12 protein-coding genes are annotated in these 13540 nt (G+C 59.7%); 4 read left to right on the top strand and 8 right to left on the bottom strand.

All coding sequences use genetic code 11. The features are described 5' to 3' along the window. Positions 1-86 precede the first annotated feature (86 nt). Complete coding sequence (locus ACR0MO_RS08115) at positions 87-1022, bottom strand: LysR family transcriptional regulator (RefSeq protein WP_170622405.1); 936 nt, start codon at positions 1020-1022, stop codon at positions 87-89. Between the two features lie 146 nt (positions 1023-1168). Here ACR0MO_RS08115 and ACR0MO_RS08110 point away from each other — a divergent pair, with 146 nt between their 5' ends. From ACR0MO_RS08110 to speB, 4 genes are all read left to right on the top strand, one after another. Then, positions 1169-2185: a TRAP transporter substrate-binding protein gene (locus tag ACR0MO_RS08110; RefSeq protein WP_480881771.1), complete on the top strand. Its 1017-nt coding sequence runs from the start codon at positions 1169-1171 to the stop codon at positions 2183-2185. A gap of 73 nt (positions 2186-2258) precedes the next feature. Beyond that, on the top strand, positions 2259-2855 hold the full coding sequence (locus tag ACR0MO_RS08105; protein WP_170622406.1) for a TRAP transporter small permease: 597 nt from the start codon (positions 2259-2261) through the stop codon (positions 2853-2855). Continuing rightward, positions 2852-4132 (top strand): TRAP transporter large permease, encoded by a 1281-nt coding sequence (locus tag ACR0MO_RS08100; protein WP_480890657.1) that lies wholly within the window; start codon positions 2852-2854, stop codon positions 4130-4132. Before ACR0MO_RS08105 ends, ACR0MO_RS08100 begins: the two co-directional genes overlap by 4 nt. A 21-nt stretch (positions 4133-4153) precedes the next feature. Next, positions 4154-5116 (top strand): agmatinase, encoded by a 963-nt coding sequence (gene speB, locus ACR0MO_RS08095; protein ID WP_480890655.1) that lies wholly within the window; start codon positions 4154-4156, stop codon positions 5114-5116. 112 nt (positions 5117-5228) lie between these two features. Here the strand turns inward: speB and ACR0MO_RS08090 are convergent, their stop codons facing one another. The 7 genes from ACR0MO_RS08090 to ACR0MO_RS08060 all read right to left on the bottom strand — a co-directional run bounded on the left by ACR0MO_RS08090 (position 5229) and on the right by ACR0MO_RS08060 (position 13471). Continuing rightward, positions 5229-9482, bottom strand: a complete 4254-nt coding sequence (locus ACR0MO_RS08090; RefSeq protein WP_480890652.1) for an OmpA family protein — start codon at positions 9480-9482, stop codon at positions 5229-5231. A 484-nt stretch (positions 9483-9966) separates the two neighbouring features. Beyond that, a complete protein-coding gene (locus ACR0MO_RS08085) occupies positions 9967-10626 on the bottom strand; it encodes a DUF2461 domain-containing protein (RefSeq protein WP_170622411.1) in 660 nt (219 codons plus the stop codon). 12 nt (positions 10627-10638) lie between these two features. Next, positions 10639-10983: a TfoX/Sxy family protein gene (locus ACR0MO_RS08080; RefSeq protein ID WP_170622412.1), complete on the bottom strand. Its 345-nt coding sequence runs from the start codon at positions 10981-10983 to the stop codon at positions 10639-10641. Next, positions 10983-11381, bottom strand: a complete 399-nt coding sequence (locus ACR0MO_RS08075; RefSeq protein ID WP_170622413.1) for an MAPEG family protein — start codon at positions 11379-11381, stop codon at positions 10983-10985. The genes ACR0MO_RS08080 and ACR0MO_RS08075 overlap by 1 nt, the downstream gene beginning before the upstream one ends. A gap of 24 nt (positions 11382-11405) precedes the next feature. After that, on the bottom strand, positions 11406-11792 hold the full coding sequence (locus ACR0MO_RS08070; protein WP_170622414.1) for a VOC family protein: 387 nt from the start codon (positions 11790-11792) through the stop codon (positions 11406-11408). A 68-nt stretch (positions 11793-11860) separates the two neighbouring features. After that, positions 11861-13096 carry an RNA polymerase sigma factor gene (locus ACR0MO_RS08065; RefSeq protein WP_480890649.1) on the bottom strand — a complete coding sequence of 412 codons (1236 nt, stop codon included), beginning with the start codon at positions 13094-13096 and terminating at the stop codon, positions 11861-11863. A 3-nt stretch (positions 13097-13099) separates the two neighbouring features. Beyond that, positions 13100-13471 (bottom strand): YciI family protein, encoded by a 372-nt coding sequence (locus ACR0MO_RS08060; RefSeq protein WP_170622416.1) that lies wholly within the window; start codon positions 13469-13471, stop codon positions 13100-13102. Between the last annotated feature and the right edge of the window lie 69 nt (positions 13472-13540).

Genomic DNA, 13540 nt, shown 5'->3' with positions numbered 1-13540 from the left:
CCCCCAACAGCCAACCGGTCCAGCCGTGCGGCGCGCGGCTGGGCAGCTTGCCTGATGCCTGAATGCTAGCCTTACATGCGCAAGACTTAGCTGTGCCCTTCCTTACCTGACCTGAATTCATCAGCGCCAGGGCACCCCCCGTTGCACCCCTGAATGACGCAATCGACAAACAGCTCAACTGCGCGTCGTTGCAGGTTGGACGTCCGCGTCGCCAGAAAAAAGGTCGAGGTCCAGTGCAATCGATCAGGGGCCAGCGCCTTTAGGTTCTTCTTACGGCCCATGCTCTCGGCGTAATGAACCGGCAAAGGGCCCAAATAGGCTCCGGTTTCGATCAGCGTCGCCATCGCCTCCATGTTTGCCACAACGGCCTTGGGATCGCTGGGTTGAAGTTCGGGCGGCATCAGCGCGCTGTACGAGCGCTGGCAAATCTCGAAACGTGACGCGACACTCAGGTCAATATCCTCGTCCGGCCAGTCGAACAGCGGATGACCCCGACCGCAATACAGCCGGTGCTCCTCATCACACAGTTTGGTATAGCGCAATTCGGGTACCTGGCTTCGGAACGGCGCAATGGCCACGTGCACATCGCCCGAAATCAGCCTTTGCGTCAGTTCGGTCGGTGAGGCCACCACCATTTCCAGCCTGACCTCATTCGGGCGGTCCAGGAATTGTTGCAGGGACCGGGTCAGGTGCAGATCGGTCAGAGTATTTACCGCATCTACGATGCCGATCCGCAGATCGCCTGTGACGGCATCCCGAAGCTCCAGCAATTCGGCATCGAAATCCCGGATGTTGCGCAGGATCTCACCAGCCTTGCGATAGGCGATCTCACCCCGCTCGGTCAGGCGAAAGCCACCGCGCCCACGTTCGCAGATCCGGTACCCCAACGCCTCTTCCAGATCACGGATTCGGATGCTGATCGCGGATTGGGTGATGCCCAAAGCGTATTGCGCATCCGTGAAGCCACCGCATTCCACGACGGTCACGAAAGTTTCCAGCAGTGTATTTCTGAACAGTTTCAACGGCGTCAGCTCTGGCAGATTGTGCCGTTTACTTACACAACTTTCATTTATGTGAACATAAGCAATATGATATTTTTTCGTGTAATGATCTGTGCTGTGCTTCTTCCCAACAAGACCCCCAAAAGGATAAAAGGGAGGACCTCCGCATGACCTTCACTCTACGACAAATGCGCACGACCGCAGCCGCCGCCCTGCTTGGCCTTGCCCCATTCACCGCCTTGGCTGAGGACTGGAAATTCGCCATCGAGGAAATTCCGGGCTCGATCATGGATGCCTACGCGCAAGAGTTCAAATCGCGCATTGAGGCCGCAACCGACGGCGAAGTCACCGTCACTGTCTTTCCGATGGGCACACTGGGCACGCCCACCGAAACCGTGGAACAGGCCGCTGATGGCGTGATCCAGTTCACCAACGTCTCGATCGGCAACCTGGGTACTGTTGTGCCGGAAAGCCAGGTGTTCCTGCTGCCCTATTTGCTGCCCTCCGACCCGGCAGCGATTTCAGAAGTGCTGAGCAGCTCGGAAACCATCTATGGTCCGCTGAATGACGATTTCCGCAAGCGCGGGCTGGAAGTTCTGACCATGTATTCCGAAGGTCCGCAGGTCTGGACCACCAACCGTGAAATCCGCACCCCCGAGGATTTCGACAACTTCAAAATGCGCGTGATGGTCTCGCCGATCCTGGTTGAAACCTACAACAACATGGGCGCCAGCCCGACCCCGCTGCCGTTTGGCGAAGTGTTTGGCGCGCTGCAACTGGGTGCCATCGACGGTCAGGTCAACCCGATCCCGACCATCGAAGAGATGAAGTTCTACGAGGTTACCAGCCACCTGATCTGGGCTGGCGAACAGGAACTGGTCACCACCGTTGTTGCCGGGTCCGACTGGTTCGAAACCCTGACCCCCGACCGTCAGCAATTGGTGCGTGACACCATGGCCGACATGACCGGCTTCATCGACGGTGTTGTCACCGATTTCAACCAGCAGCGTCTGGACATCATCAAGGAAGCCAAGCCCGATATTGGTCTGGTCGTCCTGAGCGAAGAAGAGCGCGACGCCTTCCGCGCACGCAGCACCGGCACATCGGCAGCCTATGTCGAGACCGTAGGCCCCCGCGGTCAGGAATTGCTGGACGCCCTGCAGGCCGAACTGGCCGGAAATTAACCACTCCCCCACCACTCACTCCAAACTTCCTCACGCGCTCTGCGCGTGAGGCTTTCTAAAAAGGGGGGACACCATGGAAAACGGTACTGCCACTCCTTTCGGCATTTTGGGAAAGGTCGATGCCGTCATAGGCCGGATCGAAGTCTGGATCCTGGGCTGGGGCATCATCCTGATGGCCGTCAACACAATCGCCAATGTCTTTGGCCGCTATGTGTTCAACCAATCCATATATTTTTCCGAAGAATTGAACGAGTTCCTGATCGTGATCGTCACCTTCATGGGGCTGGGCTATGCCACCCGCAAAGGCATCCATATCCGCATGTCGGCGATCTATGACGCGCTGCCGATCAAGATGCGCAAGGGCCTGATGGTCGTCATCGCAGCCACCACCGCCGTCGTCATGGCCGTTCTGGCCTGGTACGCGCTGGAATATGTGCAGAAAGTCGCCTCGCGCGGGCGGATCACCCCGGCGCTGCAACTGCCGCTGTATCTGACCTATGTCTGGGTGGTGATCGGTTTGGCGCTGGCCTCGTTCCAGTATCTGCTGACCGCAATCCGGAACCTGAATTTCGCCGATGAGGACGTCTACGTCTCGTACCTCGAAATTGACAGCTACGAAGACCCCGAAACCGCAGCCGCCATCAAGAAATTCGAGGAGGCCGACAAATGACCGAGTTGATGCTGGCCGTCATGATCGTCCTGCTGCTGGCGGGCTTTCCGATGAAAATGCCGCTGATCTCGGCCGCCGTGCTGGGGTTCTTGGTCTATTTCCCCACGATGAACATGCAGATCCTGATCCAGCAGATGATCGGGGGGGTCAAACCCGCTGCGCTGATCGCGGTACCGATGTTCATTCTGGCCGCCGACATCATCACGCGCGGCCATTCCGCCAACCGTCTGATCGACCTTGTCATGAGCTTCATGGGCCATATCAAGGGCGGTCTTGCGATTTCCGTCACTTCGGCCTGCGCCCTGTTCGGCGCGGTCTGCGGCTCGACCCAGGCGACCGTTGTGGCCATTGGCGGCGCGATGCGGCCCCGGATGCTGAAATCGGGCTATAGCGACAGTTTCTCGATCGGTCTGATCGTGAACGCCGCCGACCTTGCCTATCTGATCCCACCATCCATCGGCATGATCATCTATGGCGTGGTCTCGGGCACCTCGATCTCGCAATTGTTTATCGCGGGCATCCTGCCGGGGCTGCTGATCGTGGTGCTGTTCTCGGCCTATTGCATGTTCTACGCCTATCGCCATGACATCCCTGTGCTGCCGCGCGAGGGCTGGGGCAAGCGATTCACTGCCCTGCGCAGGGCATTGTGGCCCATGGGCTTTCCAGCCATCATCGTCGGCGGCATCTATGGCGGTGTGTTCTCTCCCACCGAGGCGGCGGCGATCTGCGTGCTTTATGCGGTGATCCTTGAGGTCGTGATCTTCCGCTCGATCAAGGTGAAAGACCTGTTCGACATCGCGCTGTCCACCGGGGCCATCACCTCGGTCGTGTTTATCCTGATTGCGGCGGGTGCGGCGTTCAGCTGGACGCTGAGCTTTGCGCAGGTGCCGCAAACCATCATCGCCGCGCTGGGTCTGGAAAGTGCCAGCCCGCTGATGGTGCTGCTGGCAATCAACGTGGCCTTCTTTGTGGGTTGCATGTTCGTGGACTCGATTGTGGTGATCCTGATCCTGGTCCCGATCTTTGCCCCGATGATCAAGTCCAGCGGGCTGGATCCGGTGCTGGTCGGCGTGCTGATCACGCTGCAAGTTGCCATCGGCGCCGCCACGCCGCCCTTCGGCTGCAACCTGTTCACGGCCATCGCCGTGTTCCGCCGCCCGTTCATCGAAGTGGTCCGCGGCGTGCCCCCGTTCCTGATCATTTTGTTGATTGTGACAGGGTTGCTGATAGCTTTTCCCCAAATCGCGCTGTTCCTTCCGGAATTGGCCTATCGTTAAACCATAAGAAACGGAGAAATCATGTCGGGACATGGTTATGAATCTGGTCGTCTGAACCTGCCTTTTGTCGGCATTTCGACCTTTGGCAAGAAACCCTATGTCGAGAACTGGGACGAGATCGACGCCGATGTGGCGATCCTGGGCGCGCCGCTTGATTTCGGCTGTCAGTTCCGCTCGGGCGCGCGGTTTGGCCCGCGTTCGGTGCGTGAGGCATCGACCCTGTTCAGCTTTGGCCATGCAGGCGCTTATGACCACGAGGATGACGCCACCTATCTGGGCGAAGACGTGCGCATCGTCGATCTGGGCGACGCCGATATCATCCACACCAAGACCGAGGAAAGCCACGCCAATATCGAATATGGCGTCAAGAAAATCCTCGACGCGGGCGCGATCCCGGTCACCATCGGCGGCGACCATTCCGTCAACATCCCCTGCATCAACGCTTATGCCGAGGATTGCGAAAAGAACGGCCCGATCCACGTGATCCAGATCGACGCACATCTGGACTTTGTCGATGAACGCCACGGCGTCACCATCGGCCACGGCAACCCGATGCGTCGCGCCATCGAAAAGGACTACGTCTCGGGCATGACCCAACTGGGCATCCGCAACGTGTCCTCGACCGCGAAAGAGGGGTATGACGACGCCCGCGCCCGTGGCTCGGACATTCTGTCGGTGCGTCAGGTGCGCAAGCTGGGCACCCAAGGCGTGCTGGACCGCATCCCCGAAGGTGTTCGGTACTATGTCACCATCGACATCGACGCCTTCTGCCCCTCAATCGCGCCGGGCACCGGCACGCCCAGCCATGGCGGGTTCCAGTATTACGACGTTCTGGAAATCCTGCAGGGCCTCAGCAAACGCGGCGACGTGGTGGGCATCGACCTGGTCGAAGTTGCGCCCGCCTATGACCCCAGCGAAAGCACGCAGATTCTGGCGGCACAATTGCTGCTGAACTTCATCGGGTTCATCTTCCACAACAAGTAAGACGCACTGATACGAAAAACGACAGGCCCGCCAGATCACTGGCGGGCCTTTTTCTTGGACCAACGCGCGTCCGAACCACCAATGGATCCGGACGCAGGTATAGCTTGCGGCGTCAGAACTTCAGCTCATATTCGCCGCCAAGGCTCAAATACCCGGCCGCATCCACACCGGCGCGGGCAGTGACCTGCCCCAGCTGCAATCGCCGTGACACGTCAGCGGCAACAGACAGGGTCGAGAACCCGTTTCCACGCTCTCCGCTGATGCGGATGCCGTGCTGCCAGCCATGTGCTGTTTCATTGAAGCTTTCGTATTCAAGCTCGGCCCCAAGGCTGCAGGCATTGTCGAAACTTCCCGACGAGGCATAGCACGCCACAACCGGAGTGAAGGCCAGAAGCGACGCGCCGTCGTTCACCTCGCGCTCGATCCGTAGTTCTGCAAAAAGCCGCGTGTTGGTCAGCGAGGCCAGTTCCACCAGACCCGATTCAGTGATGCTCTGGAACCGTGCAACCACATCCACATCGACCGACGGCGAATACGCATAGTCGATACCCGCGCGCGGGACGAAACGATAGGTCTCGCGGTCAATCTCACCCGACAGGGCCACGCCCGCGAAACCCGCAAAATACCTGTAATCGCCAGTCGCCGCGATGGTGCCAAAGCTTCTTTCGAAATCCAGATCGAAATCATGACGCCCGACGGCACCGCCCAGATAATAGTCGAGATACAGACCATTGCTGAACCGGTTCGCTCCGAAGACACCGGCATTGACGCCAAAGCCCTGAATCTCGCCCTCCGCCCTGCTGGTCACGTCACCGGTGCTTCCGTAAATCCCGACAAAGTAGCCGCGCACCCGGTTGTCGCTGACAAAGCGCTCGCGACGGTATGACAGGTTCAGCAGGGTTTGCGACAGGCCGCTGTCTGTCTCGAAGAAGTTCAATGAGCCTTCGATGGTTTCCCACACGTCGCGGGCGCAATTGTAGTTCTGGTGGAACAGCCCACCATCCACCGTCACGTCCGAGCCATTGGCCTGCAAATTGAAGGTTCGGTCCAGGTCCGATGTGTTCTTGCAGGTGTCATACTGTTCCTGCGCTTCCATCGGAGTGAATTCGACCCGGCGATTGCGTGCCTTGCCTTGGGCCGTCGCGTTTGTGTCGATCGGACGGCTTTCGCCGTACCCGCGTGCACGATACCCGACTGTGTCCACGCCACGGGCCGTCAGAGCCTGCAAAACCGCATCAACCCGCCGTTGGCTGAGCGCCAGATTGTAGGCATCCGATGCGTCGCTGTCGGTGTGGCCAGCAATCTCGAATGCGCTGCCCTCACAGCTTCCCAGAATCTCGGCGATCTGGTCCAGAATTGGGTCGCTTTCCGGCTTGATGATTGCCTTATCGGTATCAAACAGGATCGGCCGGTCGTTCAGATGATCGTTCACGGCGGTCGCACATTGACGCGCGCCGCGCTGTCTGAGGCGATCCAGCGCTCCGGCGGCAAAATCCCGGGCCTGCTGGCTTTGCAATTCGACAGTCATGTCGCGATCTTCCTCCAGAATTGCAATCAGGTCCTCGGCGATTTCGTCGATCAGCGATGGGTTCGACACTTCCACACTCATCCGCGCCGTATCGCAGTTCGTGGGGTTCAGTGTCTCGCAAATCTCGTAGGTGAAGACATAGGTGCCTGCGGTCGTGCCCGGAGCCACCTCGATCTCGCCTGCCGCGTTCATGGTGATGGAACCCGTCGCCGGGGCCACGTCCAGACCCAGAACCGTGACACCGTCACTGGCCGTGCCCGAGTTGGTCAACGTGACTTCCGCCGGGTTCAGGGCGATGCCGTTCAGCGTGTCGTTATCCATAACCGAGGCCGTTGTTGCGCCGGTGATCCCATTCACAGCCGTCGGCGCATCATCCACCGCGTCAATCGCCGCTGCATCGACCATAACCGTCGCCTGCGCCGTGTCGCAGTTCGTGGAGTTCAGTGTCTCGCAGATCTCATAGGTGAACACATAGGTGCCTGCCGTGGTGCCCGCAGCGACCTCGATCTCACCCGCTGCGTTCATCGTGATGGAACCCGCCGCCGGGGTCACGTCCAGACCCAGAACGGTCACCCCGTCATTCGCCGTGCCGGAGGTGCCCAGCGAGATATCCGCCGGGTCCAGAACAGAGCCGTTCAGAGTATCATTGTCCAGAACCGAGGCCGTTGTTGCGCCACTCGCCCCATTCACCGCTGTCGGCGCATCATCCACCGCGTCAATCGCCGCTGCATCAACCGAAACCGTCGCCTGCGCCGTGTCGCAATTGGTGGAGTTCAACGTCTCACAGATCTCATAGGTAAACACATAGGTCCCCGCCGTGGTGCCCGCAGCGACCTCGATCTCACCTGCCGCGTTCATCGTGATGGAACCCGCCGTCGGGGTCACATCCAGACCCAGCACCGTCACCCCGTCATTCGCTGTGCCGGAGGTGCCCAGAGAGACATCCACCGGGTCCAGAACAGAGCCGTTCAGCGTGTCATTGTCCAGAACCGAAGCGGTCGTCGCGCCGCTCACCCCATTCACCGCCGTCGGCGCATCATCCACCGCGTCGATGACCGGGATCGGCAACACAATCGGGGTCGGGGTGCCCGGCCCGCCGGGGTTCGACGTTGGGTTTGTTCCGTTGTCGGACGCATCGGATACCGTCGTGCCGCCCAGATCATCGCCGCTGGCGGTCGCCATGTTGTTCAGGCTGGCCGGCGCCCCTGCCGCAGTGGGGTCCACATTCACGGTGAATTCGACCTGATAGCTGTCACCCGGCGCCAGAACGCCGTCGCTGCCCACAAGCAGGTCATTTGTGCCGTCATAAGACGCGCCATTGCTCGTCGGCAGGCTGGATCCTGCGCCGATGGTCACAGCACTGACCACCGGGGCTGACGTCACCCCATTGAAGGTCGAGCCGAGCTGATCCGATGCTGTCAGGTCGTCCACCAGGCTCAGCGTATCCAGCGTCAGGTTCCCGGTGTTCTGCACGACGATCGTATAGGTCACATTCGCGGTGCGATCGGCCAGCAATGCCCCCACAGAGGCCGATTTTGCAACGCCAAGCTGCGGGGCGGGCGTCAGCGTGAAGCGGGTCGGATCATCGGCCCCTGCCCCTTCGCCAAAGGCGGATTCATCCGACAAATCCGACTGGGGCGACCCCTCGGCGTCGACTGCATTGGCCGAGGCCTGGTTGTCCACAAATCCGGCAACAATGTCTGCTTCGGTAATGGCATAGGTCGCCCGGTGAACCGTTGTCTGTGCCAGCGTGAACGGGTCTGTCGGCTCGGTTCGACCGACAAGGTCTGCCTCGTCGCCATCACCATCGACATTCCCGCCACCTCTGACAAAGGCAGGGACCGGAGGTGTGCCGGTGCCCGTAAAGCTGGATCCGTCCTCGATCACATCGATGTCGAACATCGTCACGTTACTCAGGTTGCGCGTGGTGTATGTATAGGTGACGATTTCACCGGCCTGAGGCGGCGAGGACAATGCGGATGTATCTACCGCCTTGGTCACGGCGATGAACTGGTTGGGCTCATCGTGGTCAAGGAACCCGTTCTGGTCCCAAACCGCGCCGGGAAAGATGACCGAGATATCGTCAAACGTGAAATTGTCGCCGGTACCGGCTCCGTTATAGGTAATGGTCACGTTGCTGACAGGATTTGACAGATCGTAATTTCCGATAAACCCAAAGACCTGATTGCCCAGCGTCACCGAAGCGCCGGTATTCGAATCTGTTACGGTGCCGACCAGATTGCTTCCCACCCAATCCGTGCTGTCCCAAACCGGTGTGCCATCGAAGGAAATCTGCAGGTTCGAGATCGCACCGCCATCATGAATATCACCCAGATACAGACCGAACCCTACAACGGGTTGATTGAAATTGATCGACACGATTGCGGTCTCGCTTGGCGACCCGCCGATCTGGACCGTTGCCTGACGCGATCCGGTTCTTGGGGATGTGCCATACTCGGCGTTGTCGATATCCAGATCGCGGGGAAGGGCGCTGGAATGTGTCGCGGTGATCGAGAACCGGGAGTTTCTGAAGCCGTTCAGCGGTGAGTCGATTGCCGCGCCTTCGAAACTTTCGGAAAAGAACTGGCTGGAGGGTAAAGCGGCAAGCACGCTGTCCCACGCCGCCCCGTCCGTAAGGGTTCCGGTGCCGACGATGTTGGAGATTTGCGTGCCATCCAGCAAGGTGCCGAAGCCTTCCAGAGCGTCAGAGACACCATCGCTGTCGCTGTCCTGCGCAAGGGTCTCGACCGGTGTCAGTATCAGTCCCAACAAAAGCGCCCAAACGAAGAGGGTTTTGGCCAGGAAACCACCGCGCACAGGCAACGCGTTCACCTTCATTCTCATCACCACTTAACAGGCCCGCCGGGGGGCACAAATCACTTTGCCAAAGCGCCAGATATCAAAGTCCTGACCGCCGTTTCCATTGTTAAGGTGCTGGAGTTGCAGGTTGAATTTCGAAAAAAGCTACCGCAGAAGCGCCGCAGTTGCGGTCGCTTTCCTTAGGAAAACGCAATTTCGAAACGGATTTTTTTCAGCGCAATCAGAGTGTATTTGGTGCTGCCGAACGTTACTTGCACGCCCCATCTTGAAGGGCTGGCTTCTACTGACATTTTGTTAAGATCGCGACCAAATGCGGTTTTTGTGACTAAAATTTAGGCAATGTCGCGGCGCAGCATCGCCGCGACACGGCGGTCGGCTGTTGATCCCAGGGCTGAGGGCGCCGCACTAGCATCCGTGTGCCGGGCCACCCGCTGAATTCAGGATCTGTCCTTCTTGTCTTTAACCCACTGATCTGACATTTGTTTCTGCCCCGTTGCCGTCGTCATTCGACCGGGGACAGCAACCGATAAACAGGCAAAAGCCGTCGGAAATCATCGATGGATCGCCGCACCAGGTCCGGCCTGATAACACTTTCGTGATCAGCCCGGTCAATCCATGCCGAATACCCCTTGCGGCGCAGCGCATCTTGATTGGGGTGATCTTTGTCGAAACCGGATGGTACGCGTTTCAGATCGGGTTCGCTGACCCAAATGCCAGCGCCCTGCAACTCGGCAGTCAGTTTCAGCAACTCGGCCCCTTGTGGCCCCGCCATCGCGGTCCGAAACGCGGCCAACGCGGTTTTGTCATACTGGAACACTCCGCATCCCAGCGACAGCTTGCCCGGTGACAGCCCAAAGAACCACATCGGCGGCTGGCCCGCCTGCCCCTCGGGCGTGAAGGCAATGTGGAGATGCGCGTTGTACGGAGTCTTATCCTTGGAAAAACGCACGTCCCGATGGGTGCGAAAGATCTTGCTGGAATGGCTCTGACCGGTCAGGCCATGCAATGCCGTTGCCACGTCGCCTGCAAACTGTTTGCCGGGCTCTTTCAGGTGACGTTCATAGATTGTCTTGTTCGCGGCAAACCATTCTCGCGTGTTGTTCGCCTTCAACCCCTCAAGAAAGCCAAGCGCCTCGGGCGAGAAACAGTTGAATCCGGCCATCACATCCTCCGTTCAGTCTTTTGCGGGCAGGGCTGCGGCGTGTTCAAGGCACATCTGCAACCAGTGCTGCAGGGCATCGTCGTCACAATCCCCCTCATCAACACGGATAAAACCGCCCAGTTTGCGGGTTCCGTGAATCACCGTTTGGGCCGTTGGGTCCGTCAGCGCCGTGGCCTCGTTCGCCTTGCCGACCCGAAACATGAACCGGCCCACGCCGTCCTTGTGCCGTCGCACGCCGCCCAGCATGTTGCCGTTCAAAAAGAAACATTGCCCGCCCATCATCTGTTTCTCGGAAATCCCCACATGCGCGGCCAAAGCGTCACGCATGCGGGCGTTCAGTGCTTCGTCCACTGGCATCAGACGCCCGCGCCAAGGTGCCAGAGGATCGCCAGCGCCAGCACGAGCATGGTCAAGGTCGTCAGCCCGGCCCCAATCGCGCGGCCCTTGCCGTTGGTCGAGGCGCGCAGGCTGAAATAGTGAATCAACCGCGCAAGCAGCAAAACACCGCCACAAGTCGCCACCAGCCAGGTCGGGGTTCCCGCAACCTCGGCCCCCGCAAGGGCCAACAGGGCCAGCGGGACATATTCGACAAAGTTCCCATGCGCCCGCATCAGGCGCAGCAGCCCTTCATCCTCGCCATGCAGCAATTGGATCCCGGTCTGGGCGCGGCGCACTCCGACGGCGATGGCCATCGGAATGCTGATCAACACAAACACCGCCGTCACGGCGAGGGTGATTTCGGGGATATGTACCATCTGAACCCTCCTTCCACGCCGCGCTTAAGACGCCATGCTTTCATATGTGATCAGCGCGAACCGGGCTCCCTGAGGGTCGGTCAGCGTGACCATGCGCCCAACGCCCGGCATGTCCATCACCGGCTGAATGACCGTGGCACCCTTGGCCTGCGCCGTGGCAATACTTGCGTCCACATCTGCAACGGTGAAGAAGATCGTCCAGCTGCCATCGTCCTCGGGCATCGGGGAAAAGCCGCCAATGGCGGTTTCACCGACCACCGCAGCCGAATAGCTTGACCCGTCCTGCATCGGCATGTCGTTGATCGCCCAGCCCAGAACGTCCTGATAAAACGCCTTGGCCTTGCCCTGATCCGGGCCGGAATGGCCGATCCAGCCGGAATTGCCGATTGCGGTCATCTCAAGAATACTCATGGCTTTCTCCCTTGGTTGCGCCCGCCACATGCGGGTCTGATCCAAGGACGCATGAGGGGGCCGTATCCCTACATCTCGCCCAATTCTTTTTGACTGATTGCGATTTTATCTGTGATTGCAACGCGTTCCGGGCCTGTTGGGGCGAGGGTCAGCGCCGTCTCAAACGCTGCAATCGCCGCCTTGTGGTCGCCGATGTCCTGCAAAAGACCCCCTCGCATCGCGTGAAACCAGCGATACGAGGACAAATCCGCAGCCAGCACTTCCATAGCCTTCAGGGCATCGCGCGGCCCGTACAGCTTGGCTTGCGCAGCGATCTGGTTCAGCCGCACAACCGGGGTTGGTTGCAGGGCGTAAAGGGCAGCATAGTGACTTTCGATGAAGGCCCAATCCGTCTGATCAGACGAGGCCGCGCGGGCGTGTTCCGCCGCAATCGAAGCCTGAATGATATAAACACCCCGATGGCCAATCCGCTGCGCTTTTTGCAAATGCGCCGTCGCCTCTGCGATGTTGGCCTTGTCCCACAGGCTGCGGTCCTGATCGTCCAACGCAACCAGCTTGCCCTGCCCGTCCATCCGCGCGCGCCGTCTGGCGTGTTGCAGCAACAAAAGCGCCAGCAGCGACGCCTGTTCGCCCATCGCAGGAAACAAACCCGCCAGCAGGCGGGCAAGGCGGATGGCCTCTTCACACAAGGTCAGCTTCATCTGCGTCGGCCCGGCGGAAGAGGACCAGCCTTCGCTGAACATCAGGTAGATCATCAGCGACACCTCACCCAACCGCGCGCCGCGTTCCGTCGGGCTGGGCGTTTCAAAGGCGACCCGGTTGCTGGCGATCTTCTTCTTGGCGCGGGTGATACGTTGTTCCATCGTCTTGGGTTTGACCAGAAAGCCACTGGCAATCTCATCCACGCTCAGCCCCGCCACGATCCGCAGGGCGATGGCGATCTGGTCGCGCCGGTCCAGTTCCGGGTGGCAGCAGATGAACAACAGCCGCAAGACATCGTCGCGCAGCTCATCAGGGTCAGGCGTTTCGGCGGGCATCGGCTGAAACTCTTCAGCGTGGCGCGACAGGATTGCGCTGCGGCGGCTGGACTTGCGCACGTGGTCCAGACCCGCGTTCCGGGCGGTGGCCAGCAACCACGCCAGCGGATCGCGCGGCGCACCGTCCTTTGGCCAGACCGTCAGCGCCTTTACGCACGCATCGGCAAAGGCTTCTTCGGCCATGTCGATATCGCCAAACACCCGTGTCAGCGCCGCAAGGGCGCGGGGGCGGTGTTGGGAAAATGTGGCCTCCAGCCAATCCGACATAGGCTATTCCGACGAAATCAGACCACCGGCCCAGGCAACAGGGCGCACTTCTAGCCGTGCAACGGGTGACGAGATCATCTTTGCATACTCCAGCGCCTCATCAAGATCCCGGAAATCTGCGGCGTAGAATCCCAGAAAACTCTCTTTGGTTTCCGAAAACGGCCCATCCGTGATCAGCGGCGCAGCGCCCTCGGCCGTTGCAGGTTCTATCGTGACGGCTGCGGTGGGCGGCATCAGTTTCATCGTCACAAACTCTCCCCGCGCCTTCAGGGCAGTTTGCAATGCGCCGTGGCCCGACATCACCTCATCCTGGCGATCCTTGGGCAATGCCTCGAACACGCCCGCCTGCCCGTAAATCGAGATTACATAGATCATTTTAGCCTCCGCAGTTCGGTTACATGCTGCAAGGACGCGCGAAGACATGCAAATCCGACAGCGGGTTTT

The sequence above is a fragment of the Ruegeria sp. K5 genome (assembly GCF_056531805.1).
This window is presented reverse-complemented; position numbering and strand designations above follow the sequence as displayed.